General features: G+C 63.6%; 22 protein-coding genes. 9 read left to right on the forward strand and 13 right to left on the reverse strand.

Features of this window, described 5'->3' with window-relative positions:
- From IV113_RS09595 to IV113_RS09605, 3 genes are all read left to right on the forward strand, one after another.
- The coding region (locus tag IV113_RS09595; RefSeq protein ID WP_291083656.1) for an ABC transporter substrate-binding protein at positions 1 to 290 on the forward strand (290 nt) is incomplete at its 5' end.
- Positions 291 to 442: 152 nt separating this feature from the next.
- Positions 443 to 1,462, forward strand: coding sequence for a nucleotidyltransferase domain-containing protein (locus tag IV113_RS09600; protein WP_291083658.1), 1,020 nt, complete (start codon positions 443 to 445; stop codon positions 1,460 to 1,462).
- Positions 1,463 to 1,465: 3 nt separating this feature from the next.
- A complete protein-coding gene (locus IV113_RS09605) occupies positions 1,466 to 1,858 on the forward strand; it encodes a DUF2784 domain-containing protein (protein ID WP_291083661.1) in 393 nt (130 codons plus the stop codon).
- Between the two features lie 213 nt (positions 1,859 to 2,071).
- Here the strand turns inward: IV113_RS09605 and IV113_RS09610 are convergent, their stop codons facing one another.
- Positions 2,072 to 3,103, reverse strand: coding sequence for a hypothetical protein (locus IV113_RS09610; RefSeq protein WP_291083664.1), 1,032 nt, complete (start codon positions 3,101 to 3,103; stop codon positions 2,072 to 2,074).
- Positions 3,104 to 3,127: 24 nt separating this feature from the next.
- Positions 3,128 to 5,320, reverse strand: a complete 2,193-nt coding sequence (locus IV113_RS09615) for a sensor histidine kinase (RefSeq protein ID WP_291083667.1) — start codon at positions 5,318 to 5,320, stop codon at positions 3,128 to 3,130.
- Positions 5,321 to 5,404: 84 nt separating this feature from the next.
- Between IV113_RS09615 and IV113_RS09620 the strand changes: the two genes are divergently transcribed.
- Positions 5,405 to 6,418 (forward strand): DNA cytosine methyltransferase, encoded by a 1,014-nt coding sequence (locus IV113_RS09620; protein WP_291083670.1) that lies wholly within the window; start codon positions 5,405 to 5,407, stop codon positions 6,416 to 6,418.
- Here IV113_RS09620 and IV113_RS09625 read toward each other — a convergent pair.
- The 3 genes from IV113_RS09625 to IV113_RS09635 form a co-directional block, all read right to left on the reverse strand.
- On the reverse strand, positions 6,384 to 6,788 hold the full coding sequence (locus tag IV113_RS09625) for a very short patch repair endonuclease (RefSeq protein WP_291083672.1): 405 nt from the start codon (positions 6,786 to 6,788) through the stop codon (positions 6,384 to 6,386). The two genes, IV113_RS09620 and IV113_RS09625, sit on opposite strands and share 35 nt — an antisense overlap.
- A gap of 35 nt (positions 6,789 to 6,823) precedes the next feature.
- The gene (locus IV113_RS09630; RefSeq protein ID WP_291083675.1) at positions 6,824 to 8,470 is read right to left on the reverse strand and encodes a hypothetical protein; all 1,647 of its coding nucleotides are present in this window, start codon (positions 8,468 to 8,470) and stop codon (positions 6,824 to 6,826) included.
- 261 nt (positions 8,471 to 8,731) lie between these two features.
- Entirely contained in the window at positions 8,732 to 9,046 is a 315-nt protein-coding gene (locus tag IV113_RS09635) for an EthD family reductase (RefSeq protein WP_291083677.1), read from the reverse strand.
- Between the two features lie 192 nt (positions 9,047 to 9,238).
- Here IV113_RS09635 and IV113_RS09640 point away from each other — a divergent pair, with 192 nt between their 5' ends.
- From IV113_RS09640 to IV113_RS09660, 5 genes are read left to right on the forward strand one after another with little or no spacing between them, the layout of a single operon-like run.
- Complete coding sequence (locus tag IV113_RS09640; RefSeq protein ID WP_291083680.1) at positions 9,239 to 10,624, forward strand: HD domain-containing phosphohydrolase; 1,386 nt, start codon at positions 9,239 to 9,241, stop codon at positions 10,622 to 10,624.
- Positions 10,621 to 12,777, forward strand: coding sequence for a PAS domain S-box protein (locus IV113_RS09645; protein WP_291083683.1), 2,157 nt, complete (start codon positions 10,621 to 10,623; stop codon positions 12,775 to 12,777). Before IV113_RS09640 ends, IV113_RS09645 begins: the two co-directional genes overlap by 4 nt.
- The gene (locus tag IV113_RS09650) at positions 12,764 to 13,651 is read left to right on the forward strand and encodes a response regulator (RefSeq protein WP_291083686.1); all 888 of its coding nucleotides are present in this window, start codon (positions 12,764 to 12,766) and stop codon (positions 13,649 to 13,651) included. Before IV113_RS09645 ends, IV113_RS09650 begins: the two co-directional genes overlap by 14 nt.
- Complete coding sequence (locus tag IV113_RS09655; protein ID WP_291083689.1) at positions 13,648 to 14,511, forward strand: HDOD domain-containing protein; 864 nt, start codon at positions 13,648 to 13,650, stop codon at positions 14,509 to 14,511. Before IV113_RS09650 ends, IV113_RS09655 begins: the two co-directional genes overlap by 4 nt.
- Before the next feature lie 21 nt (positions 14,512 to 14,532).
- Positions 14,533 to 15,084, forward strand: coding sequence for a response regulator (locus IV113_RS09660; protein WP_291083691.1), 552 nt, complete (start codon positions 14,533 to 14,535; stop codon positions 15,082 to 15,084).
- A gap of 2 nt (positions 15,085 to 15,086) precedes the next feature.
- On the opposite strand, the gene IV113_RS09665 is transcribed toward IV113_RS09660, so the two are convergent.
- The 8 genes from IV113_RS09665 to IV113_RS09700 all read right to left on the reverse strand — a co-directional run bounded on the left by IV113_RS09665 (position 15,087) and on the right by IV113_RS09700 (position 24,285).
- Positions 15,087 to 15,581: a thioesterase family protein gene (locus tag IV113_RS09665; protein ID WP_291083694.1), complete on the reverse strand. Its 495-nt coding sequence runs from the start codon at positions 15,579 to 15,581 to the stop codon at positions 15,087 to 15,089.
- Positions 15,578 to 16,738, reverse strand: a complete 1,161-nt coding sequence (locus tag IV113_RS09670) for an acyl-CoA dehydrogenase family protein (protein ID WP_291083696.1) — start codon at positions 16,736 to 16,738, stop codon at positions 15,578 to 15,580. Before IV113_RS09670 ends, IV113_RS09665 begins: the two co-directional genes overlap by 4 nt.
- Positions 16,735 to 18,741: a biotin carboxylase N-terminal domain-containing protein gene (locus IV113_RS09675; protein WP_291083699.1), complete on the reverse strand. Its 2,007-nt coding sequence runs from the start codon at positions 18,739 to 18,741 to the stop codon at positions 16,735 to 16,737. The genes IV113_RS09670 and IV113_RS09675 overlap by 4 nt, the downstream gene beginning before the upstream one ends.
- Positions 18,738 to 19,541: an enoyl-CoA hydratase/isomerase family protein gene (locus IV113_RS09680; protein ID WP_291083702.1), complete on the reverse strand. Its 804-nt coding sequence runs from the start codon at positions 19,539 to 19,541 to the stop codon at positions 18,738 to 18,740. Before IV113_RS09680 ends, IV113_RS09675 begins: the two co-directional genes overlap by 4 nt.
- Positions 19,538 to 20,710 carry an acyl-CoA dehydrogenase family protein gene (locus tag IV113_RS09685; protein WP_291083705.1) on the reverse strand — a complete coding sequence of 391 codons (1,173 nt, stop codon included), beginning with the start codon at positions 20,708 to 20,710 and terminating at the stop codon, positions 19,538 to 19,540. Before IV113_RS09685 ends, IV113_RS09680 begins: the two co-directional genes overlap by 4 nt.
- 108 nt (positions 20,711 to 20,818) lie before the next feature.
- A complete protein-coding gene (locus IV113_RS09690) occupies positions 20,819 to 22,498 on the reverse strand; it encodes a carboxyl transferase domain-containing protein (protein ID WP_291083708.1) in 1,680 nt (559 codons plus the stop codon).
- A gap of 183 nt (positions 22,499 to 22,681) precedes the next feature.
- A complete protein-coding gene (locus tag IV113_RS09695; RefSeq protein WP_291083711.1) occupies positions 22,682 to 23,593 on the reverse strand; it encodes an SDR family oxidoreductase in 912 nt (303 codons plus the stop codon).
- Positions 23,590 to 24,285 carry a TetR/AcrR family transcriptional regulator gene (locus tag IV113_RS09700; protein WP_291083714.1) on the reverse strand — a complete coding sequence of 232 codons (696 nt, stop codon included), beginning with the start codon at positions 24,283 to 24,285 and terminating at the stop codon, positions 23,590 to 23,592. The genes IV113_RS09695 and IV113_RS09700 overlap by 4 nt, the downstream gene beginning before the upstream one ends.
- Positions 24,286 to 24,409: the final 124 nt, after the last annotated feature.

Here is a 24,409-nt window from a genome sequence, read left to right on the forward strand (position 1 = left end):
ACAAGTACAAGACCAAGTTCAACGAAGACCCGACCGTGTTCTCGGTCTACGGCTATTCGCTGGTCGACACCTTCCTGCGCGCAGCGGGCAAGGCTGGCAACAACCTGACCACCGAGAGCTTCATCAAGGCCATGGACACCATGACCATCCCGCCAGACATCTTCGGCAGCGCCGAAATGACCTTTGGCCCGCAGAAGCGCCTGGGCAGCAACTCCACGCGCCTGTCGCAGCTGACGGACAACCGCTGGAAAGTCGTGTCTGAGTACATGAAGATCGACGCCGCCAAGTGAACTCCAGGTAACACGTTGCCTGCTTCGGCAGGCCATGCGTGAAACCGCCAGCGCTACGTGTGCTGGCGGTTTTTTTTCGGGTGTAGAGCCCGGGGTTTCAACCCATCAAACACCTGGTTATACTGACTTTTATTTTTCTCAGTATAACGACCATGCTGTCGACTCCACTCTCCACCGCCGCCCAGACCGCGTACGCCGCGGTGCGGAGCGCAAGCATGCTGGACGGCGTTCGCTCGGTGGCCTCGTTGCCGGGCAGTTTCTCCAGAAAGTCCGTCAAGGGAAACCAGTACTGGTACTACCAGACGGCCGATCTGACAGGCAAGCAGAAGCAGATCTTCCTCGGAACAGCCAGCGACGAGTTGACCGCCATGATCGAACTGCATCGCCAGGGCAACGAATCAAAAACACACCTCCGCCAACTGACCCGCCAAGCCATTGAGGCGGGTTGTCCGGCCATCGTCCCCTCTCACGCCAAAATCATCGAACGCTTGGCGGATGCCGGGTTCTTCATGGCGGGCGGCATTCTGGTGGGCACACACGTGTACATGGCCTATCAAAACTACCTGGGCGTGCGCTGGCAAGCGGGCGCGCAAACCGTTGACTCGGACGGTGAACACGCAAGGCGGAACGTTTCCGTGGCCATCCCGTCTTACGTGCCCATGGACATGGGCAGCGAAATCGAAGCGCTCAAGATGGGCTTCGTGCCAGTGAGCAGCCTCACCACCTACATCAAGTCGGACGAGCAGGATTTGCAGATCGACTTTGTGACGTCAATACACCGGGGCGGCGACACGCCGGTGTTGATCAGGGCCTTGAACGCCACCATGCAGCCCCTGAAGTTCATGGAATTTTCCATGGAGGCCCCCATTCAGGTGACCCTGCTCGCGCAGCGCGGCGCCATCACCGTCAACGCCCCGCCGCCCGAAAAGTACGCCCTGCACAAACTGCTGGTGTACGGCGAGCGACCGCAAGACATGCGGGTGAAAGCCACCAAAGACCTTGACCAGGCTGCCTCCCTCATTGAGTACCTGGCCGAGAACGACGCGGATCTGCTTCACGAGACCTGGCTGGATTTGATCAACCGTGGCCCGGGCTGGCAGCGGCGAGCGCTGGAAGGCTTGCGGGCTCTGCGCAAGCGGCACCCCGACGTCGACACCACAGCGCTGGGCTAGAACATGACACCCACCCAAGCCCTGTGGCTCGCCGACGCGATCCTCGCGCTGCACATGGGCATCGTGCTGTTCGTGGTGGGCCTGCTGCCACTCATCCTGATCGGCGGCGCCCTCGGCTGGCGCTGGGTGCACCACTTCGGCCTGCGCCTCACCCACCTGGCCCTGATGGTCTTCATCGCCGCCCAGGCCTGGCTCGGCCAGCTCTGCCCATTGACCATCTGGGAACAAGACCTGCGCCGCCTCGCCGGGCAAAGCGGCTACCGCGAGAGCTTCATCGAGCACTGGTTGTCGCGGCTGCTGTACTGGGAGGCGCCTTGGTGGGTGTTTGTGGCGGCGTATACGGGGTTTGCGGTGGTTGTTGGGATGACTTGGTGGTTGGTGAGCCCGAAGCGGTGAGCACGAAGGTGCACTTCGGCGCGTGGACGCGAGCGTAGACGGCTGCCATTCCCCGCCCAAGGAAGCCACCAGCGGCATGCTGGCCGCGAGCCGGCCTTCACGTCCTGCGGCACAGCCTGCTATTTGCTAGCAGGATTGCGGCGGTACGTCCACCAGTGTCGGCACTTTCGGATAAGGCAAGCTCGAACGGCTTCCGCACGGTTCTGCTGGCCGCTACTCGCTCGAAAGCGACGGCGTGCCGATCCGGCTGAAGTAGGCGCCGAAGCGTTCGACCAGCGATGGAACGAACTGCGGTGCAAGCGACGCCCACCTATTTGCAGTCAGCTCAGCTGGGGCCTGCGCTGCAGGGACTGCCTTCAAATCGTGGAATTGCACGAACCATGGCCCTAGCAGTCGTCCCTCATGATTGAGCAATGGAGGAAGGAAGTGCAGCTTGTGAGAGCTGTCATGTTGAGAGATGCGCATCTGCTCTTTGGGCCTTTCTTGCCAGCGCGTGGAAATGTCGAAGCAACGGGCAACCAATACCGTCTCCACTTTTCCATCGCGGGCGAGATCGCATCGAGGCGTAACGACGATCCACAGATGGCCGCCATCCCTGATCAGATCACCGGTATCAAGGCGCTCCTTAATCGCAGGCATGAAGTAGGTCTCCTCGGGATGCGCGGCACCTCCGTCAGCATCGAGCAGCGCGTCGTGGACGTGGGCAACCACGTGGCGCGCAAGCATGCCCCCGATGTCCGCTTTCTCAGCACTAGCCCAGTTCTTCCAACGTGGCCAGATTGAGCGAAAAAAAATGCGGGCGGTCTCCCTTTCTACGGCTTCCCGTGTGGCCTTCAGCTGCAAAAGCATGCTGTACTGCCGCGAAAGCCAATCGAAGACCGGGTCAAGCCCATCGCCACGGTCGAAGACCTCGACCTGTGGAACGCCATGCACCTCAGCCTCCTGGCGCTGGCCCGTGTAGATCGCGATAGCCACCGGGTGGGCTCCAAGCGCATACCGCACGAGCGCGTTCCCGTGATCATTCGGTTCCATCTGCCCTTCTACCTTCAGCCGCAAATCGACGACGACGGCGTCCGGTTTCTGAGTCTGCAGGATGCGCTGCGCCTCGGCAACTGATGGTGCGGTGACCGTCTCAATTGAAAAGCCATGGGCAGCCGCGTCTGCGTTATGGACGTTCGCACGGTCGTTCCAGGCGTCGACATTGTCTTGTTGATCCTCCACAAGCAGGATATAAAGCGTCGGCATCGTTTTCCCCTCTTTGAGTCTTCTTTAGGTCTTGTGCATTTCGATGAGGAATGCCGTCTCGTCCGGCTGCGGGTCGTAGATGACCTTGCCCTTGCTCGCTTGCATTGCCTCTCTCGCAATTGCCAAGCCTAGTCCCGAGCCCTCCGGCTTGAGCGTGAAGCCGGGCTTGAAGAGGTTCTTCGCCAGGATCGGGTCGATCAGCGGTCCGTTGTTGGAAAGAACGATCCGGACCCACTTCTTGGAATAGGTCATGGAAACTCTCAGCTCTCTCGGCTTCGAGGAGCTAGTGCCAAGCCAGTGGATGGCGTTGTCAATGATGTTGAGGAGGGCAGCCATCAGGTCGGCTTCGTAGACAGTGACCTTGGGGGCGCCATCCTGCACCTTTCTAATCACGTTCACGCCGGCTAGGTCCAGCGAATCCTTGAACAGCGATATGCAACGCTCCACCACCTCCATGGGGTCTAGCGACTTCGGACGCCCCTTCTTCCTGCTAGCAATTGGATCGAGCGCACGGAAGAGTCTGGTCAAGTGCCCCGCCGAGTTGTGAATCGACCCTGCATTCTTGGCAAAGGTCTCCCGGAAGTTCTTGCCGAAGGGCGTCTCCTCCAGTATTCGTGGCGCACCATCTGACAATCCCTTAGCCCTGGTGTTGATGTCACCCAGGTACCTCCGTCCATCGTGGAGCATCTGCGACACCACCAGACCGAGGCTCGACTGGGCCGCAAGCTTGTGCTGGTATGCCTCAAGCTCCTCTAGCGAATTCCTTAGCGCACTGCTTTCCTGTTTGAGCGCCTTCTGCACTTTGTCCCGATAACGGGGCGGCAGCGCGGCAATCGCCTTCGTGGTTGCCTGAAGGCTCGCTTGGCTGCGGATTCCGCCGGTGTCCCCCTCCTGCTTGCGACTCAGTCCGACCATCTCCCGAAAGTCGACGCGCAGGGATTCGGAGCGTGCCATAACGTCCGCAACGAGCCGCTTTAGACGCTCGAACTGGCCGTTGTGTTCAAGACCCTCCCGACTGCTGCGTTCCACCAGTCCGGAGGCGGACTCGTCGGCGATATTGACGGTTCCCCAAACTTGGTTCAGGCCTAACTTCTGCGAAGGGTTCTGCACGCGCTTGCGTTCTAGCTCGAGCCAGTCCGACTCCGCGTCCCCATACGGTCTGATCCTGAAGCCCGCTCGATAGATGCCAACGCCGATGTTTTCGTCGAGTATCTTGCGGGCGTCCAGTCTTCCGATCGAGCTCAGTCCCATCTTGCGGAATAGCTCTACGATCGCGTCAGGTTCTCGATCGTAGATGTTGAGGGCCATCGAGAACGGCCCGCAAGGCTGTTCGCCTACACCCACCGCCTGTGCCTCCATAACCAGCGTGATCGTCTGATCGTCTGCCCGCTTGTTAATAAACTTGCCTTCGAACGCACCTTCCTCGTCGAACATGCCTTCGACGCGGTAATGGAAGACGTTGCCCAGGAACAGCGGACGAATCTCGGTGGGATCGGCACCGGTTTCAGCCGCACCAACTGCCTCGGCGAATGCGCCAGAGACCAGGGACTGACCATCGAACCCATGTGCCTCCGATGTGAAGCCCCTGAGATCCAAATAGATCTTGAATCCGCGTTCACGAGCTTCGTTTGGAGAGGCTAGTCGACGGAGTTCGCGGATCAGCGACTCCAGCTGATTTCTCGTCCATGGGTCTCGGAGGTTGGTAATTTCCAGCGTGACGCCGTCGGCATCCGACCCCGTGCCCTGGTGCGTCTCGATGTCGATCTCCACTTCATCAAGGTATTGGCTTTCCTCGAAGAGCTGCCAGTTCACTTTGAAGGTGCTCACTTCCCTCAGTTTTCCAGGCTCCTTGTGACCGCTGCTCAGGTGGAGGACCGATCCAAGCCGGGCAGTGGCGAAGCGGCCCACGCCCTTCGCTCCGAGGAGACGGCGCCCAGAAGGGCTGATAGCACGATCCACTTTGTCGGTGGTTGCAGGCTCGAACCACTTGGTGGTGATGTCGTTTGCCGACATCCCGTGCCCAGTATCAGCAACAATGATCTCTCCGGGTTTGCGGCCCTCCTGCAGGGATCCGGGCGGGGTAATCTTGATGCTGACCGAGGGTGAGTCTGCATCGTAGGCATTCTTCACTAGCTCGATCAGGGCCGCTTCCGGCCCACTAATCAACTGGTCACCAATCGTGCGTACTATCCTTGCCCTCGGACGGAGCTTGGCCATGCGATCATTCCCCTTTGTAATTGCCGCTTGGCAGCACCGCCTGAACCTAGTAGCTTGGTTGCTTCCAACATACATTCTTATAGCATGAAGACATTTGCGGATCTGTTTTGCGGTGGAGGGCTCGGGGCGAGGGGAGCAGTGCTGGCGGGCATGAAACCCGTCTTCGCTGTTGATGCGTGGAACATGGCATGCCAGACGTACAAGGCGAACTTCCCGGATGCCGAAGTTCTCAATGACCGCATCGAAAACCTGGATCCCCTCGATTACTGCGAACCCGGAACGCTGGACCTGCTCATTGCTTCTCCCGAGTGCACGAACCATTCGATTGCAAAGGGAAATGCTCCCCGTGACGAGGGCAGTCGGGAAACTGCACTGCACACAGTCGACTGGATCGCCGCATTGCAGCCGCGCTGGTTCGTCATCGAGAATGTGAAAGAGATGAAGACTTGGGAGCGCTATCGCGAGTTGCTCGACATGCTGCGCGCTCTCGGATACCGCATACGTGAAGAGGTCGTCACTGCCTCCGATTTCGGCGCCCCTCAAAGCCGGATGCGCTTGTTCCTGGTGGGTGGCTTTGGCATAGACCCGCCGCCGATCACGCCGCCGTCGTGCACGCAGAAGCAGTCCGCGCGAAGCATCCTCGACCCGGAAGGCACGTGGCCGATGTCTCCCTTGTTCGTCGAGGGGCGTGCCCAAGCCACAGTTGACCGCGCCCGCAACGCGATCAGCGAACTGGGCTCAGAAGCGGAGTTCCTCATCGTTTATTACGGATCCGGCGGAGAGAAGTCATGGCAGACGCTAGACATTCCCTTGCGGACCGTAACGACTATTGACCGGTTCGCATTGGTGAAAAAGCAGGCGAACCGGTGGAAGATGCGCATGCTCCAGCCCACCGAGTTGGCACGCGCCATGTCCCTACCGGACGAGCACTCGTTTCCTGTGGGAACGCGTCGGGAAAAGGTCAAACTTTGTGGCAACGGCGTCTGCGCGTCCGTGATGAAGCGGATCGTGGAGCAATTGCGTGAACATGATGCGTTCTGGGCTACCGTCCCTGCGCAAGCCCCTACAGACCGAAGTGCCCTAGCAGTCGTTTCCTGACCAGTTCCGGATCGCGTGTCTCGCATTCCCAGATCTCCAGCACGCTCCATCCGCGGCTCTCTAGTTCGGCTCTGACCTTTTTGTCACGTTGTTGGTTGTCTGCGAACTTGGCCTTCCAGAACTCGATGCGCGTCTTTGGCGTGGCGGCGAGCCGACAGTCGTGCCGATGCCAGAAACATCCATGCACCAACACCACCGTCTTCCACCTGGGAAACACGAGGTCAGGTCTACCCGGCAGCTTGGAAGAGTGGAGCCTGAAGCGCAGCCCGAGGCCGTGCGCCACGGATCTAACCACGAACTCCGGAGTAGTGTCCTTTCCGCGGATCGCGCTCATCATCTGACTGCGCCGCGCGGGTGAAACGATATCCATGTCCCGTAGAGTTTCCCATGGGTGGAGCCCTGGGCTCACATTACGACTTCTAGGTCGATGGTCAGATTCTTGAAAATGAAGGTCTCACGCAGTGGCCGTTCGGTGGGGTCAGTGAAGGACGATCGGTAGTCGTCGACCTCCTTTCCGACCGATGCAAGAGGGTCGTCGGGATTGGCGGCGCTGAAGGCCTGCCGGAACTCCGGCCACGCGAGCCAGCTTGCACGGGGATCCGGCTCCCCGTCACCGCTGAACCGCGCCATGTAGCGCGCGAGCACGATAAGCACGGGTGGCAGACTGCCTGCCGCGCAGTCGATTCCCAAGCGTCGGCACACTTCCCCAGAAGAAAGCCCTTCAAGCGAACGCGCAACCGTGTCTACCCAGGTCGTGGCCATAGCCATGTTGCGTTTTCGGCTCTCGCGTTCGCTGAGTGACCTCCCGTAGATATCGTGCCACTTGAGCTGAAACAGAGCCACCCTCCCGCTGGTGCGGTCGACTGCGACTGCGTCGATGTCCGTTGCAACCAATCCGTCGGAGCGGCGAAGTTTGTAGCCTCGCTCCTGTACGAGGAAGCGGCTTGCGGGAAGGTATGCGGCAAGTTCGGCACGAAAGACTTCCTCCCGCCGATCCACGCTTCTGTCCCAGTCGGGACGGCATTCGTTGCGCAGATGCCGGAACAGCGAGTAGTAGGGATTGGACAGCGCGCCGAAGCACGGCATCAAGACGAAGTCCTTTCCCAATCCGACGTAGTAATGCGTAGGAACTTCATAGGCTTTTCGCCATTCCTCCAACTGCTGCGACCCAAGAGTCAGGGCGCCCATGGTTGCCTGAACCATCGAGGCCGGCATTCCCGCCTCCTGCCACACCGCGTCAACGTCTTCCTTTCTCGCGTAGATCGTCAGGACGTTGTGCAGTTCAATGTTCGGCCGCTTTCGTACAAGTGCGGCGGCGAAGTCTACGTGGCAGAGAATGCGGCCGAGCGCTTGGTCGCAGGTGTCGCACCACTGGCCGAATGTCCTGTCTCCCAGCGTGACGTCGTCGGGGAACGCTTCCCTTTCCATGTACTTGCTGCCATAGAACTGCGCGTCGCGCCGATATTCCTTCACCAGCTTCATGTCGTTGTCGTAACGGATGAACCAGCCGCCAGCACTGTCCACGTACTGTGTCAGGAGCCTAGCAATGCGGCGGCTTCGCCGTTCAGGCTTTTCTCCTCCAGGAATCTCCGCCCCAGTATCTTTACCGAGCTCTCGTTCCGCCACGCGCAAAGCCAATTCAACCGAACCGTTCCGCGTGCGGATCGAGATGCGTTCAGCTGTTGAAATGGAAACCTCGGCCAAACCGAATCGCTCCAGCGCAGCGAGCCGTCCGAGGTGTGACAGCTTGCCGCACGCCTCAAGGTAGCCGTTGGCAACTGCGATCTCGGAAGCTTGTGATGGTCCCCAGGGAATCGGTCCTGCCGTCTCCGCCGCCCTCCCCAAGAATGGACTCAGCGCATTCACGGCGCCGAGAAGTCCATATCTGGCACGCGTCGTATTGACGAGTCCCCAACGCGCACCGACTGCATACATGTCGAGCGCGCGGCAAATGACAGTAACAGCTCGCTGTGCACTGCCCCGCCAGAACTCTTCGGCCGCTCGCTGGTAACGGCCAACTTCTGCGTGTATGAGCGCTTCTACGTCCGACAAACTTCGTACCTCACTCTGCGCCCCTCTCAAACTACTTATTGGCTCACCCAATACCTTGAGAGAGCTGGCAACATCAAGGCTTTGACCCTACCCGACCACTTTGGCGACTGCCTTGCTTGTGAGAACTTAGTTGGCACCTGCTGACATATTCGGTGCGAGCTTGCTGAAGCGATGCAAGCGCTGCAGTGGTCTTCGTTCATGTGGCGCGCGCCGTTGGCCTCAATGCAGGCCAAGAGACCGCCGTGTCCGATATCACCCCACCTACCCCACCACCACCTCACTGATCTGCATCACCGGCGCGATGTCCGTGTAATTCGGCACGTCGGCCATGATCGCCTTGGCGTTGGGGCCGAAGCCTCCGATGAAGGCTTCCACCGAATCGCAGTACAGGTGGCACATGGCCACGTAGGTGGCCGGTGCGCCGGGGGAGCCGCCGGCCAGGCCTTTATCCACCGTGTAGAACTTGCAGGCCTCAGCCAGCTTCGCCTTCACCATGGGCATGTGCTGGTCGCGGTAGTAGTCGTGGTCGAACCTCGCGCCCGGGGTGTTGGGGTACATCACGCTGACTTTGATCATGGTTGGACTCCTGTGGTTGGGGGAATGGATTGCCACTCGCGGCATCGTACTCCCAGGGAATCGTGCAATCACTCACGCCGCTCGGGGTCCGTTGCAGTCCGCACAGGCCTTTGCGGGGGTTCAAGGGTAAGCACACCTCAAGAGCGCGGCTGGGGTGTCGAAACAAGCTGAACACACCCCATCCATGCCGCCATGACCACCCCAGTGCTCCAAGAGCCCCCCGCTGCCGACGCGCTCGAAAGCGAGGTGGTGGCTCCGACGGTGCTGACGGTGGATGACGAGCCCTCGGTGCTGAGCGCGTTGCGCCGGGTGTTTCGGGCGCAAGGCATCAAGACGCTCCAAGCCACCAGCGCCGCCGAAGCGCTGATCCTGCTGGAGTCGAATCACGTGGACCTGGTGATTTCGGACATGCGGATGCCCGAAATGGACGGCGCGCGCTTCCTTGAACGGGTGAAGGCCCACGATGAAAGCATCGTGCGCATCCTGCTCACCGGTTACGCCGACATCTCCTCCACGGTGGCCGCCATCAACAAGGGCGCCATCCACCGCTACATCGCCAAGCCCTGGGACGACAACGATCTGGTGCTTGCGGTGCGAGAAGCCCTGGTTCGTCGCGGCCTTGAAAAGAAGAACGCCGACCTGACCGAGCTGACGAAACGGCAGAACGACCAGTTGCGGGACGCGAACCAGACGCTGGAATCTCGCGTGGAGGCGCGAACGGCCGAGCTTCAGCAGATCAACGGCATGCTCGATGCCTCCTACGAAGATCTGAACAACACCTTCCTGCACGCGGTGAATGTGTTTTCCAGTTTGCTGGAGATGCGCGGCGGACAGTCCGGCCACTCGCGTCGGGTGGCCGAGATCAGCCGGGAGACCGCCAAGCGGCTGGAGATGTCGGACCGCGACGTTCGCGACGTCTACCTGGCTGCCTTGGTGCACGACATCGGCACCATCGGATTTCCCGATGCCATGTTGGGCAAGGCGATCTCTGCCTTCAACGCAGAAGAACACCAGCGCTACCGGCGCCACACCATCGACGGCGAATCCGCGTTGATGGCGATGTCTCAGCTGCAAGGCGTGGCGCGCATCGTGCGCCAGCATCACGAACGATCAGACGGAAAAGGATTTCCGGACGGTTTGACCGCGCCCGACATCGTGGCCGGTGCGCGCATCGTGGCGGCTGCCACCGATCTGGACGACATGCTCCACGGCAGCATGGGGCTCCAGCGCTACACCATGGAGAACGCGAAAAAGATGCTCGTGGGTGGCATCGACACGCGCTACGACCGCACGGTGATCGAGACCCTGCTCAAGGTCGTCGACGACATGGCGAATGCAGCCAAGGCGGACCTGTACCTGGACGTGCGCGACCTGCTCCCGGGCATGGTGTTGGCACGGGCGATGGTGTCGTCCAAGGGCACCACCCTGCTGGCTGCGGGGCACGTGTTCGATGAACGCATGGTTCGACAGGTGCAGACCTTCTCTTCACGGGAGAGTGTGCGCCTGAGCTTGTGGGTGCAAAGGAAACCGGCTCACAGCGAAGCCAGCGTCGCTGAAGTACAAGGAGCCCGGTCATGATGGACACACCCGACGTGCAAAGCCTCACCACAAGCTTTGCCAGCGACATCGTCAATGCGGTGGCCGTGCCAACGGCCCTGCTCAAGGACGGGCAGATATTGAGTGCCAACGACGCGCTGTGTCGCCTGAGTTCCCGCAGCCAGGCAGCGCTCATGGGCATGCCCTTGGTGAATCTGGTGGACGACGCCACGCGCGACCAGCTGCGCCTTGCAATGAGCGCTTGCGCGCGACAGGGTGAATCGCCGCGTGCGGTGTCGGGCTCTCTGGTCACGCCCGACAGTGGAGAGCGCCCGGTGGAGATCCATTCCCGGCGGATCAGTCTGGACGGTCAACCCCTGGTGGTGGTGACCTGCATCGATCTCAGCGACGTGATGCATGTGCAAAACAGCCTGATGGACATGACCAAGCTGTTGTCACAGATCATCGACGGGGCCTCGGTGGCTTCCCTGGTGATCGACCAGCACCACCGGGTGACGCACTGGAACACGGCCTGCGAGCACATGACAGGCATCAAACGCCACGAGGTGCTCGGCACGCGCGACGGCTGGAAGGCGTTTTACAGCGAGCAGCGGCCCTTGCTCGCCGACATGATCGTGGATGGCGTCGACGAAGCGGCGCTGCAGGCGCTCTACGGTGGAAAGATGGTGCATTCATCGAGCATCACCGGCGGCATCGAGGTCGAGGCCTTCTTTCCGCAGCTTGGAGACTCGGGAAGGTGGCTGTTCTTCACGGCCGCGCCACTGTACGACGCGGACAGAACAGTGATCGGCGCCATCGAAACCCTGCAGGACGTCACGATCCGCCGGCGATCGGAAGAAGCTCTGCTGCTGCACCGCGCCGAACTCGAAGAGACCGTCAGGCAACGCTCGACCGAGCTGGCAGCCACCGCCCGCGACCTGGAACTGTTCATTGCCAATTCGCCGATCGGAGTGGCCTACTCCAAGAAGGGCAGCATTCAGCGCGTCAACCCTGCCATGGCCGCCATGTTCGGGTATGCCGAGTCCGAGATGATCGGTCTGCCGGGACGGTTCGCCTACCTGTCGGACGACGACTATGCAAACTTTGGTGCCTACGCGGCCCCCCGGCTTTCCAAAGGAGAGCCCATTCACCGCGAGATGTGGATGCGCCACGCCGATGGTCATCCGATCTGGGCGCAGATCGATGCCTACGTGGTCGACTCGATCGACACGAGTCACGGCACCTGGTGGATGATGCAGGACCGCTCCGACATCCGTTTCGCCCAAGAGCAACTGCAGGCGCGGATCGATGAGCTTGCAGCAACGAATCACCAGCTTGACGAAGCACAGAAGCAGTTGCTTCAACAGGACAAGATGGCGTCGATCGGGCAGTTGGCCGCGGGCGTGGCGCACGAGATCAACAACCCCATTGGCTTCGTCAGCTCCAATCTCAACACGCTGCGCCAGTATGTGGAGGGCCTCCTGGGCCTGAGTTCGGCTTGCGACGCGGCACTGGCCGCACCGGACGACGCGACCGTGGCCGCGGCACTGACGAAGAAGCGGGTGGAAGTCGAAATCGATTTTCTGCGCGAGGATCTACCGCTGCTGCTGGACGAATGTGCCGAAGGCCTGGGGCGCGTCAAAAAGATCGTGCAGGACCTCAAGGACTTCTCTCGCGTCGATCATTCGGACTGGCAGGAGTCCGATCTGAATGTGGGCCTGGAGTCCACGCTCAACGTCGTTCGCCATGAAGTGAAATACAAGGCCGACGTGATCAAGAAGCTCGCACCGCTTCCGTCGATCATGTGCCTGGACGGGCAGCTCAACCAGGTGTTCATGAACCTGATCGTCAACGCGGCGCATTCGATTGCCGACAAGGGAACGATCACGTTGTCGAGCGGCGTGGATCAGGGCTGGGTCTGGGTGCAGGTGGAAGACACGGGCTGCGGCATGAACGCCGAGGTGCAGCGCCGGATCTTCGAGCCCTTCTTCACCACCAAAGACGTGGGCAAGGGCACCGGCCTGGGCATGTCGCTGTCCTTCTCCATCGTTCAGAAACACGGCGGCTCCATCCAGGTGCGCTCCGCCGTTGGGGAGGGCACGGCCATGCGCGTGTGGCTGCCCATCGAGCGGCCGCTGACCCCGGCCAAGGATGCTGTGCCACCACCGTGGGAGCGCGACCATGCAACCGCCTGAGTCCGTGTGGGGGGGCCTTGTGAACGCGCCCGCCCGGCATCGCACGCTGCTGCTGGTGGATGACGAGGAATCGATTCTCTCGGCGCTCAAGCGGGTGTTTCGTCGCGACGGTTACCAGGTGATCACAGCCACCAGCGGCGCTCGGGGCCTGGAGGTGCTCGCCCAGCAACGTGTGGACGTGATTCTTTCGGACCAGCGCATGCCCGGCATGACGGGCATCGAATTCCTGCGCGAGGCCAAGCGCCTGTATCCCCGCACCTTGCGCATGACGCTGTCCGGCTACACCGATCTGCAGTCGATCATCGAGGCGGTCAATGAAGGCGCGGTGTACAAGTTCCTCACCAAGCCCTGGGACGACGATCTCTTGCGCAGCCACGTGGCCCATGCCTTTGAACAGAGCGAACTGGCCACGGAAAACACCCTTCTGTGGGGCGCCGTGCAACAGGCAAACGACGAATTGGCCATCGCCAACCAACGGCTCGAACGCATGGTGCACGAGGAAGGCGAACGTCGGCAGGCCATGCAGAACGCAGCTGGTGCCTCCAGAGACGCACTCGACGGCTTGCCCATGGCGGTGTTCGGCATCGGTGCCGACGGCATGCTCGCGTATGTCAATCGCCAGGCCGTGATTCAGTGGCCCCAGTGGTCGTGCGCGCTGGGCGGTGAGCCGGAGCCGTCGATGCAGCACGTGATGGCCACGCTGATGCAGCCTGCGCAACGGCCCTACACGCAGGGACTGCGCACGAGCATCGATGGTCGAAGCGCGAGGGCATGGATCTGTCCACTCACGGGGCAGCAGCAACCCCTGGGGCATCTGATGCTGGTGCAACTGCTTCACGAGACCGCCACGGTGGCGCCGGGGAGCCTGACGTGAGCGTTGTGGAAGCTTTCCCTCCCACCAGACACCTGGAACCCGCTGCCTGGGCGCGGTGCATCGTGTCGCTTCCATCGCTTCCCAGCGCCTTCATCGCAGCCGTCGAACTGTTGAGCAACGACGACGCATCCGCGGCATCCTGCATCGCTGCGATCGAGCGCGACCAGGCCCTGACCGTGCGCGTTCTTCGTCTGGCCAATTCACCGTTCTACGGCGCCCAGGGCCAGGTCTCCCGCATCGGTGATGCCGTTCAGATGCTGGGCCTGCGCACCGTGGCCAGCGCATTGGCGGCCGTCTCCTTGCGCACGGCCCTGGGTTCGTTGCGCTGCAAAGAATTCTGCTTTACCAGCTACTGGCGCCACACCTTGTGCTCGGCCATTGCGGCGCGGGAGCTCGCCCAGCTGACGAGGCTGGATGCCGGTGAAGCCTTTTTGCTCGGACTGCTGCACGACGTGGGCAAGGTGATTCTTGCCATGACCAGCCCGGAACTGGAGTCGCAGGCGCTGCAACTCGCGCGGTCTGAAGGAATGGCCATGCACGACGCGGAGCAGCAGCTGTTCGGCGTGACCCACGCGGAAGTGGGTGCGGTCGTGGCCAGGCAATGGAACTTTCCTGCCACCTTCGCGGAAGCGATTGCCGATCACCACCGGTCGGTCCCCGTTCCAGCAGGAGAGCGCCCGTCCCTTCCCCTTCTGATTCACCTGGCCAACCAGATGGCCCACGGCCTGGAAGAACCTTCCGCCGATGTTGAAACCCTGTTGATCGATCCGATGTGGTCCGTGCTCGGGCGCAGCGAGCAAGACCTGCGTGCCCTGACCGTGCGCATCACCGATGAACTTCACATCATGTCCGGCGCATGAATCACCTCACTGGAGCATCCGTTGAACCAAGCACTTCAAGGCAGCCTTCTTCTCGTTGATGACGAAGTGCCGATCACGCGCGCCTTGCACCGTGCGCTGCGCACCCCTCTTGGCCATCGGGTGAACATCGTGACCTGCAACAGTGGCGAGGCGGCGATCGGCGAACTGATGGCGCGGCGGTTTGACGTCATCGTCAGCGACCTGCGCATGCCCGACATGGGCGGGATGGAGCTCCTGCTCCTGGCGGCGGACATCCAGCCCAGCTGCGTGCGGATGATCCTGACGGGAACCGCGGATTTCGCCACCGCCCAGGAAGCCGTGAACAAGTTCGGCCTGTACCGCTACCTCACCAAACCCTGGGACATCGACGAGTTGGTGCAGCACATTTCGTCAGCCCTCAAGTTCAGCGTGGAGCAATGGTCCCAAAAGGACCACGCCCTGCAATGGGGAGCCAGCCAAGGCAAGGTCAGTGCGCAGACGCTGGAGATGCACAGACTCGAAGCCCTGGAGCCGGGCATCACCCGGGTGGAATGGGACGCTGCCGGATGCGTGATCCTGCCGTCGAGCCTCTGATCTCAAGAAACGATGTAGGCCCCTGCTCCCGTCGACAACAACTTCCCGTCCGCCCCCAGAAATTCCATGCGCGTGCTCGCCACGCGCGAGCCCAGGCGCATGACTTCGGCCCTGAGTTCGAAGTGCTCGCCGATGCCGGGACGCAGGTAGTCGATGCGCAGGTCGATGGTGCCGAGTTTGCTGAAGCGCTGCAGGCGCTGCAGGGGCTCTTCATCCATGTGGCGAGCGCCGATGGCGGCTATGCAGGCCAGGCCGCCCATGGCATCCAGGCAGGCGCTGATGACGCCGCCGTGGATGCGGTTGTGGCTGTAGTGGCCGATCAGCTGGGGTTTCATCTCGATGCGGCCGGCCACTTTCTCGGGCGTGATGGCGGTGATCTTCAGGCCCAGCACGTTGTTGAAAACAATCTTCTCTTCAAACAGCTCTTTGAGCGCGTCGATGAACTCGGGCTCGAATTCGCCCGCGGCGGGTGGGGTGATCGTTGTTGTTTTTGTCATAGGGCCCATTGTCGTGCGGCAAGTTCTTTCATGATTTCTTCAGCGCCGCCACCGATCATCATGACCTTCACCTCGCGGTAAACGCGCTCGCTCACGGTGCCTCGCATGTAGCCCATGGCGCCGAGCATCTGCACGGCGGCGTCGGCGCAGTGCTGCATGGTCTGGGTGGCGTGGTTCTTCAAGAGGCACACCTGTGCCACCCAATCCGCTCCGTCATCACCGGCGTCCACACGCGCACCGAGCGCGTCCACCCAGGCCTGGGTGGAGTGGATGCGCATCTGCATGTCCATGAGTTTGTGGCGGATCACCTGGCGCTCGATGAGGGGCGCGCCGAAGGTGCTGCGCTGGCGGGCCCAGGCCAGGGCTTCATCAAAGCAGGCCTGGGCAAAGCCCAGTGCCATGGCCGACATGGCGAGGCGCTCGCCGTTGAAGTTGCCCATGATCATGCGAAACCCTGCGCCCTCGGCGCCGAGGCGGTAGCGCGCCGGCACGCGCACACCGTCAAAGCGCAGGTGGGCGGTGTCGCTGCAGTGCCAGCCCATCTTGTGCAGCTTGCTGCGCGAGATGCCGGGGGTGTTGCAGGGCACGACGATCATCGAAATGCCCGACGCGCCCTTGCTGTGTGGGTCTGTTCTCACCGCCAGTGTGATCCAGTCGCAGCGCATGCCGGAGGTGATGAACACCTTCTCGCCGTCGATCACGTACCCGTCGCCCTCGAGCCGCGCGGTGGTGCGCAGCGCGGCCACATCCGACCCGCCGCCGGGCTCGGTGATGCCCAGCGCTGCAATCTGCTCGCCGCGCAGCACGGGCGGGATCACATCGGCCTGCAGCTCGGGGCTGCCGTGCGCGAGCACGGGCGGCAGGCCGATGTTGTGGGTGAAGAGGCTGGCCATCACCCCGCCGCTGCCGCCAAAGCGGGCCAGCGTTTGCGACATGGCGTTGCGCACGCTCCAGGGCGCGGGTGTGCCGCCCAGGTGTTCGGGGTAGCCCAGGCCGAGCAGACCGAGCTCTGCCGCCTGGTGGTGCAGGCCGCGCGGGAACTCGCCGGCTTCGTCCCACGCGCTCACGTTCGGCGCGATCGCCTGGGTGGCGAAACGCTGCACGGTGTCGAGCAGGGCCGTTCGGTCTTCGGGCGTGAAGTCTTGGGTGGTGTTCATGCAACGTAGGTGATGAGCAGTTGCCCCGGCGCCACCTGCTGGCCAGCAGCCACCAAAACGCTGTCCACGGTGACGTCGCGTGGTGCGGCCAGGGTGTGTTCGAGCTTCATGGATTCAATGACCAGCAAGGGCTCGCCTTTCCCGATGGTGGCGCCGGGCTGGGCGTGCACGGCGATGAGCTTGCCGTTGAACGGTGCACGCAGCTCGCGCGCGGCAGACGCACCACCGACGCTCTCACGCGGCGCGAGACTGAGGTCGGTCAGTTCCAGCGTGTGGGCCCCGGCCTGCACCTGCCAGCGGCCCGCGCCAAGCGCCACGGCGGCCACGGGCCAGGTGACGCCATCAACGACCACGCGGCCCGGGCTCACGCAGGCCTGCACCGTGCGCTCGCCCCAGTTCACGCGCAGCGCGCCCTGCCCTTGTTCCTGCGCCACCACGTTCAGCACCTGCTCGCCATGCTGCCAGCGCAGCGGGCGGGCAAAGGGGCATGGCAGCACGGTGGCCGGTGGCTGCGCGCCGAACGCGGCGGCGAGCACGCTGGCCAGCACCGCATCGGCAGGGGGCAGCAGCATGGCGCGAATGGTGTCGCCCTCATCGGCCAGAAAGGGAATGAGCGCGCCGCCTTCATGGAACACAGGGTGGCGCAGGCAGGCCGCGAGGAAGGCGCGGTTGGTCGGCAGGCCGAGCAGGCGGGTCTGGTCCAGCGCGTGGGCGAGGCGGTCGATCGCCTCCGTTCGGGTGGGTGCGTGGACGATGAGCTTGCCGAGCATGGCATCAAAGTGCGGGGTGACTTCGCTGCCGGTTTCCAGCGCGTGGTCAAACCGCAAGCCGGGCACCCGGGGCGGCTCGGCAAACAGCAGCACACGGCCGGTGTGCGGTGTGTAGTGCTCGTCTTCGGCGCACAGGCGCACTTCGATGGCGTGTCCTTTGAAGGTGATCTGCTCTTGCGTGAGCGGCAGCGGTTCGCCACGTGCGACGCGGAGTTGCCATTCGACCAGGTCCAAACCTGTGAGCGCTTCCGTCACGGGATGCTCCACCTGCAGCCGCGTGTTCATCTCCATCAAGTAAAAGGCCCCCACGCTCCCCCACTGCGTGTGGGTCGCTGCCCCCCCAGGGGGCTGTTTCGCCTTGGGGCGGCCCGGCGGCGAAACGTTGCCATGGCTTGCTCCCTCCACCAGAAACTCCACCGTCCCTGCCCCCACATAGCCCGCAGCCTGTGCCAGCGCCACGGCACAGCGGCCGAGCTCTTCGCGCAGCTCGGGCGACACGGCCGGGCTGGGCGCCTCTTCAATGATCTTCTGGTGCCGGCGCTGCACCGAACAATCGCGCTCGCCCAGGTGCACGCAGTGGCCCAGCGCATCGGCAAACACCTGCACCTCCACGTGGCGCGGACGCAGCAGGGCGCGTTCGATCAGCAGGTCGCCGTTGGCAAAACCCGCCAGCGCTTCCGAGCGCGCGCCTTTCAGCGCGGGCGGCAGTTGGTCTGCGCTGCGCACCAGGCGCATGCCACGCCCACCGCCACCAGCCACGGCCTTCACCATGAGCGGAAATCCCACGCGCTGTGCCTCGGCCACAAAGGTGTCTTCACGCTGGTCGTCACCGAAGTAGCCCGGCAGGCAGGGCACGCCCTGCGCCACGGCCAGCGCCTTGGCCGCCGACTTGCTGCCCAGCGCGCGGATGGCCGCCGGCGGCGGGCCGACCCAGGTGAGACCGGCGTCGATCACGGCCTGCGCGAAATCGGCGTTCTCGCTCAGGAAGCCGTAGCCGGGGTGCACCGCGTCGGCGTTGGTGGCGAGCGCCGCGTCCAGCAGGCGGTCCACGCGCAGGTACGACTCGGCCGAGGTGGTGCCGCCGAGTGCAAACGCGCTGGTGGCTTCCCGCACATGCAGGGCGTTGGCATCGGGCTCGGAGAACACGGCCACCGTCTCGATGCCCATGGCGTGCGCGGTGCGGATGACGCGGCGGGCGATTTCGCCGCGGTTGGCGATAAGCAGGCGTTTCATTTTTTCTCGGTCCCTGCCCACGGCGCGGGCTGCTTCTTCGCAAACGCGGCCAGGCCGCCCGCGGCCTCTGGGCCTCGCAGCGCGCTGGCAAATGCGATGGCGGCTTCGTCGCGCAGATCGGGCACATCACCGCGCAGGCGCTGCAGCAACCGCTTGGTGCTGGCGACAGCGCCCGGTGCAGCGCGCTTCAGAGCCTGCACGCGGTCGCGCAGCGCGGCGTCCAGCGCGTCGTCGGCCACCACCTCGTCCACCAGGCCCAGCGCCTGCGCGTCTTGCGCGCGGTAGATGCGGCCTTGCAGCAAGCACTGGCGCGCGGCGGCCTCACCCAGGCGCATCCACACAAAGGGCGCGATCTGCGCTGGCGGCAGACCCAGCGTCACCTCGGGTGTGGCGAAGCTGGAACGCAGCGTGGCGATGACGTGGTCGGCGCAACACACAAGGCCAAAACCACCGCCCATGGCCGCGCCATCCACCGCGCACACCAGCAGCTGCGGCAATTCGCACAGCGCGTGCAACACATCACCAAAGCCTTTGTTCAGAGCGATCAGCGGGTCGTTTTCGCCCGGCTGCAGCGGCTGCCCGATGGCGCTGGAGAAATGGCCCAGGCTGCCGCCCGCGCTGAAGGCGCCGGGGGCGCCGGTGAGCACGACGATGCGCAGGGTGTCGTCCTGTTTTGCTCGCAGGCTTGCCTCGTACAGGCCGAGCACCATGGTGTCGCTCAGGGCGTTGCGGGTGGTGGGGTCGTTGAGGGTCCAGCGCTCGGTGTCGCCCTGGCGCTCAACCAGAAAGGCCTGGCTCACTTCGCCGGCCTCTTCGCGATGCCCATGATCTTGCTCAGAATCCCCAGCATCACCTCATCAGCCCCTCCCCCGATGGAAGCCAGGCGCCCGTCGCGGTACATGCGCGAGACCTTGTTCTCCCAGGTGAAGCCCATGCCGCCCCAGAACTGCAGGCAGGTGTCGGGCACGATGCGGTTCAGGCGGCCAGCCTTGAGCTTGGCCATGGTCGCCCACTCGGTCACGTCCTCGCCGGCCACGTAGTGCTCCACCGCCAGGTAGGTCAGCGCCCGCAGGCTCTCCACCTCGGTCTTGAGCTCGGCCAGCTTGAACTGCACCCACTGCTGGTCGGCCAGGCTGGCGCCGAAAAGCTTGCGCTCCTGTGCCCACTCCACCGTCCATTCAATGCAGTTGGTCAGGCTCTGCAGCGTGCTGGCCGCGCACCACAGGCGCTCTTCCTGGAACTGCTGCATCTGGTAGATGAAGCCCGCGCCTTCCTGGCCGATGCGGTTGCTCTGCGGCACGCGCACTTCGTCGAAATAGATCAGGCCGGTGTCGCTGCTGTTCATGCCGATCTTCTTGATCTTCTGCGCCACCTCGATGCCCTTCACCAGCTTGCCGTTCTCTCGCATGGGCACCATCACCAGGCTCTTGTTCTTGTGCGCCGGGCCGTCGCCGGTGTTGACCAGCATGCACATCCAGTCGGCCTGCAGGCTGTTGGTGATCCACATCTTCTGGCCGCTGATCACGTAGTCGTCGCCGTCCTTGCGCGCCATGCTCTTGATGGCGGCCACGTCGCTGCCCGCGCCGGGCTCGCTCACACCGATGCAGCCGACCATGTCGCCAGCAATCGCGGGCGCCAGGAAGTCGCGCTTGAGTTCCTCGCTGCCGAAGCGCGCCAGCGCTGGCGTGGCCATGTCGGTCTGCACGCCGATGGCCATGGGCACGCCGCCGCAAGCGATGTGGCCCAGCGTCTCGGCCATGGCCATGCTGTAGGAATAGTCCAAGCCCGCGCCGCCGTGCGCCTCGGGCTTGGTCAGGCCCAGCAGGCCCAGGTCACCCAGGCCCTTGAACACCTCGTGGGCCGGGAAGATCTCGGCCTTCTCCCACTCGTCCACATGCGGGTTGATGTGCTCGTCGATGTAGCGCTTGAGCGTCTTCTGGACTTCGCGGTGCTCATGGGTGAACTGCATTTTTGTCTCCTTGTCGTTGAACCATTCACTCCGTTCGCCCTGAGCTTGTCGAAGGGTTCACCAAGATGTTGGCGAAGGCTTCGACAGGCTCAGCCCGAACGGACATTGCTACATGCGGGCCACGCCGAACTGCATGCGCCGCGGTTCGCGCGCGGCCGCCTCGGCACAGGTGTCCAGGCAGAAGGCGAGGACCGCGCGGGTGTCGCGGGGGTCGATCACGCCGTCGTCGAGCACCAGGCCGCTGGTGTGGAAGGCGTCGGCCTGGCTTTCGAACACGTTGACGATCTGGTCGAACTGGGCCTGCATCTGCACCGGGTCGGGCGTGATGCCTTTGCGCGCCATGCCCGCCTCGGCCACGATCTGCATCGTGCGCGCGGCCTGCTCGCCGCCCATCACGGCGGTCTTGGCCTGCGGCCAGCTGAAGAGGAAGCGTGGCTCGTAGCCGCGCCCGCACATGCCGTAGTTGCCCGCGCCAAACGACGCCCCGCACTGGATGGTGATCTGCGGCACGGTGGCGTTGGTCACGGCCTGGATCATCTTGCTGCCGTGCTTGATCATCCCGCCCTGCTCGCTGTCCTTGCCCACCATGTAGCCGGTGGTGTTCTGCAAATAGACGATGGGGTGGCCGAGCTGGCACATCCACTGGATGAAGTGCGTGGCCTTGTTCGCGCCGGCCACGTCGATCGGGCCGTTGTTGCTGATGATGCCGACCGCATGACCGTGGATGCGCGCCTGCACGCAGAGCGTGGCGGCGCCGTAAAGCGCTTTGAATTCCAGCAGTTCAGAACCGTCGACGATGCGGGCGATGACTTCGCGCATGTCCACCGGCTCGCGGTGGTGCGGGGGCATGAGGGCGAGGAGTTCTTCGGGGGGGAAGGTGGGGTCGGGGGCACCCTCACCCCTGCCCTCTCCCGCGAGCGGGAGAGGGGGTAAGACAACTTCTCCGACGCGCGTGCCTTGCCCCCTCTCCCGCATGCGGGAGAGGGTCGGGGTGAGGGTCCCCAGGATGCGCCGCGCAATCCCCAGCGCCTCCCGGTCATCCTCAGCCAGATACTCTCCCAGGCCCGACACACCGGTGTGCATCTCCGCCCCACCCAGCTCCTCTTCGGTCGCCACCTCGCCGGTCGCGGCCATGAGCAGCGGCGGCCCGGCCAGGAACGCGCGTGAACGCCCTCGCACCATGATCACGATGTCGCTCAAGCCCGGCATGTAGGCCCCACCCGCCGTGCCCGAGCCGTGCTGCACCGTGATCACCGGCAGGCCGGCGGCCGAGTGGCGCGCGAGGTTGCGAAACAGCGCGCCACCGTGCACGAAGCCCTCGACTTTGTACTTCATGAGGTTGGCACCGGCGCTCTCCACCAAGTGCACGAAGGGCAGCTTGTTCTGCAGCGCGATGTCCTGCACGCGCAGGATCTTCTCCAGCCCGCGCGGCTGGATGGCGCCGGCGTCGATGCCCGAATCGCTCGCCACCACCATGCAGCGCACACCGGCAATGAAGCCGATGCCCGCGACCATGCCGCCACCAGGCACCGACTTCTCGGGGTCTTTGGTGTCCTGCAGAAAGCCGGCGAGCGAACACAGCGGCAGGTACGGCGCGCCGGGGTCCAGCAAGAGTGCCACGCGCTCGCGCGGCAGCAGCTGGCCGCGTTTGTCGAACACGGCCTTGGATCTGGCAGAGGTCTGCGCAGCGCGGTCTTCGAGCGCGCGCAGTTGAGCGATGCGCGCGAGCATGGCGTCGCGCCGTTGCAAGGCTTGCGGACTCTGGGGGTTGAAAGACGACTCAAACATAGGAATCCACCGATCTCCGTTCGGGCTGAGCAAATCTTCGTTCGGGCTGAGCCCATGTCCGTTCGGTCTGAAATCCGCTCATCCTGAGCTTGTCGAAGGATCGAAGCCCCGGCCCAGGTGTTGGTAAGCCCTTCGACAAGCTCAGGGCGAACGGATATCGGCTCAAGGCGAAGGGACGTGTTTTCATTCCTGGAACACCTTGGGCGTCACGTAGCGGTGGAAGCCGTCGAAGGGTTTCACCGCGTCGCGGTCTTGCACGGCCACGGGGGCGGCCACCTGGCCCCAGCCCATGCGCACCTGCGGGCGGGCACCGTCCACACGCAGCACGCTGCCGCTGATGAAGCTCGCGGCGGGGCTCAGCAAAAAGACGATGGCGGCCGAGGTCTCGGCTTCGTTGCCGAAGCGCCCTGCCGGCACCGTTTCGCGCATCTCGCGCAACATGGGGCCGGCCTCGGGCGGGTAGTGGTCCATGCCGCTGGAAGCGATGTAACCTGGCGCCACCGCGTTCACGCGCACACCGCTGCGCGCCCACTCCAGCGCCGCTGTCTCGGTGAAGTTCACCATGCCCGCACGCGCCGCGCCGCTGTGCCCCATGCCGGGCATGGAGCCCCACATGTCGGCCACGATGTTGACGATGGCGCCGCCCTGCGCCTGCATGCTCTGCACATAACACTCGCGCGCCATCAGAAAGCCGCCGGTGAGGTTGGTGTCGATCACCGCCTGCCAGCCCTTGGCGCTGATGTTCTCCAGCGGCGTGATGTACTGGCCGCCCGCGTTGTTCACCAATCCGTCGATGCGACCGTGCGCGCCGACGATGGCGGTGACCACGGTGCGCACCACGTCTTCCTGGCGGATGTCGCAGGCGTGAAAGCTTGCACGCCCGCCGTCGGCCACGATCTCCCCGGCCGTGTCCTGCAGCTTCTCCAGGTTGCGCCCGATCAGCACCACGTGGGCACCCAGGCTGGCGAGTTCGTGCGCGGTGCAACGGCCGATGCCCGAGCCGCCGCCGGTGACCACGATCACCCGGCCATGCAGCAGGCCGGGGGCGAAGGCGGAGCGGTAGTGCTTGTGACCGGTGGTGGATGGGGTGGTCATGCCGGTTCCTTCAGAAAGAGTTGCAAGGCCGAGGTGGTGAGGTCGTCGAGCGAGGCGCGCGCGCGGGTCTTGGCGCTGCGTCCCGAAGGCGGTGCGTACCACTGCACCGACCAGTTGAGCGCGCCAAAGATCATGAGGCGGGCCAGCACGGGGTCGCCCGCCAACTGATGGGTGGCGTGCAGCGCCTTGAACACCGGCACCCAGGCGGCTTCGTACTCGCCCTTGAGGCGGTTGACCTCGCTGCGCTGCGTGGCGTCCAGCGAGCGCCATTCGTACAACATCACGGGAATGAAGTCGCTGTCCGGCCCGAGCAAGGCGTCGAAGTGGTTGCGCACCAGCACCCTCATGCGCTCGCGCACGTCGGCGGTCGGCGGCAGGCCTGCGAGAGCAGCGTTCTGCCGCTGCAGCGCACCTTTCATGCCCTCCAGCATCACCGCGGCCAGCAGGGCTTCCTTGCTCTCGAAATGGTAGAAAGGCGAGCCCGAGCGCATGCCCACGGCGGTGGCGATGTCGCGCGTGCTGGTACCGGCAAAACCCTGCGTCCGAAACAGGCGCGCAGCGCCCGTGATCAGCTCCTGGCGCCGGTTGCCGCCGTCGCGCTCATCGGCCGTCTTGCGCGGCCGCCCCCGCGAGCGACGCGGTGCCTCGCTGCCCGCTTCAGGGGCCAGGGGTTCGGGAATGTCCAGGTTCATGGACGCAGACCATATCAGCGCGGCTGAATTTCAACAAGCACTTGCTTTGTGAAAATGTGAGCAGCTGTCTCCGGCTCGACATCGGGGCCCCGTGCATACCCTGATGGAGACCATGTGCGCCCGC

It is taken from the genome of Hydrogenophaga sp. (genome assembly GCF_018780385.1).
Classification (GTDB): Bacteria; Pseudomonadota; Gammaproteobacteria; order Burkholderiales; family Burkholderiaceae_C; genus Hydrogenophaga.

Bases quoted from the DNA above. Each gene is read 5' to 3' on its own strand.
- IV113_RS09600 (WP_291083658.1), top strand. From the start codon at position 443: ATGCTGTCGACTCCACTCTCCACCGCCGCCCAGACCGCGTACGCCGCG.
- IV113_RS09605 (WP_291083661.1), top strand. From the start codon at position 1,466: ATGACACCCACCCAAGCCCTGTGGCTCGCCGACGCGATCCTCGCGCTG.
- IV113_RS09610 (WP_291083664.1), bottom strand. From the start codon at position 3,103: ATGCCGACGCTTTATATCCTGCTTGTGGAGGATCAACAAGACAATGTC.
- IV113_RS09615 (WP_291083667.1), bottom strand. From the start codon at position 5,320: ATGGCCAAGCTCCGTCCGAGGGCAAGGATAGTACGCACGATTGGTGAC.
- IV113_RS09620 (WP_291083670.1), top strand. From the start codon at position 5,405: ATGAAGACATTTGCGGATCTGTTTTGCGGTGGAGGGCTCGGGGCGAGG.
- IV113_RS09625 (WP_291083672.1), bottom strand. From the start codon at position 6,788: ATGGATATCGTTTCACCCGCGCGGCGCAGTCAGATGATGAGCGCGATC.
- IV113_RS09635 (WP_291083677.1), bottom strand. From the start codon at position 9,046: ATGATCAAAGTCAGCGTGATGTACCCCAACACCCCGGGCGCGAGGTTC.
- IV113_RS09640 (WP_291083680.1), top strand. From the start codon at position 9,239: ATGACCACCCCAGTGCTCCAAGAGCCCCCCGCTGCCGACGCGCTCGAA.
- IV113_RS09645 (WP_291083683.1), top strand. From the start codon at position 10,621: ATGATGGACACACCCGACGTGCAAAGCCTCACCACAAGCTTTGCCAGC.
- IV113_RS09650 (WP_291083686.1), top strand. From the start codon at position 12,764: ATGCAACCGCCTGAGTCCGTGTGGGGGGGCCTTGTGAACGCGCCCGCC.
- IV113_RS09665 (WP_291083694.1), bottom strand. From the start codon at position 15,581: ATGACAAAAACAACAACGATCACCCCACCCGCCGCGGGCGAATTCGAG.
- IV113_RS09670 (WP_291083696.1), bottom strand. From the start codon at position 16,738: ATGAACACCACCCAAGACTTCACGCCCGAAGACCGAACGGCCCTGCTC.
- IV113_RS09675 (WP_291083699.1), bottom strand. From the start codon at position 18,741: ATGAAACGCCTGCTTATCGCCAACCGCGGCGAAATCGCCCGCCGCGTC.
- IV113_RS09685 (WP_291083705.1), bottom strand. From the start codon at position 20,710: ATGCAGTTCACCCATGAGCACCGCGAAGTCCAGAAGACGCTCAAGCGC.
- IV113_RS09690 (WP_291083708.1), bottom strand. From the start codon at position 22,498: ATGTTTGAGTCGTCTTTCAACCCCCAGAGTCCGCAAGCCTTGCAACGG.
- IV113_RS09695 (WP_291083711.1), bottom strand. From the start codon at position 23,593: ATGACCACCCCATCCACCACCGGTCACAAGCACTACCGCTCCGCCTTC.
- IV113_RS09700 (WP_291083714.1), bottom strand. From the start codon at position 24,285: ATGAACCTGGACATTCCCGAACCCCTGGCCCCTGAAGCGGGCAGCGAG.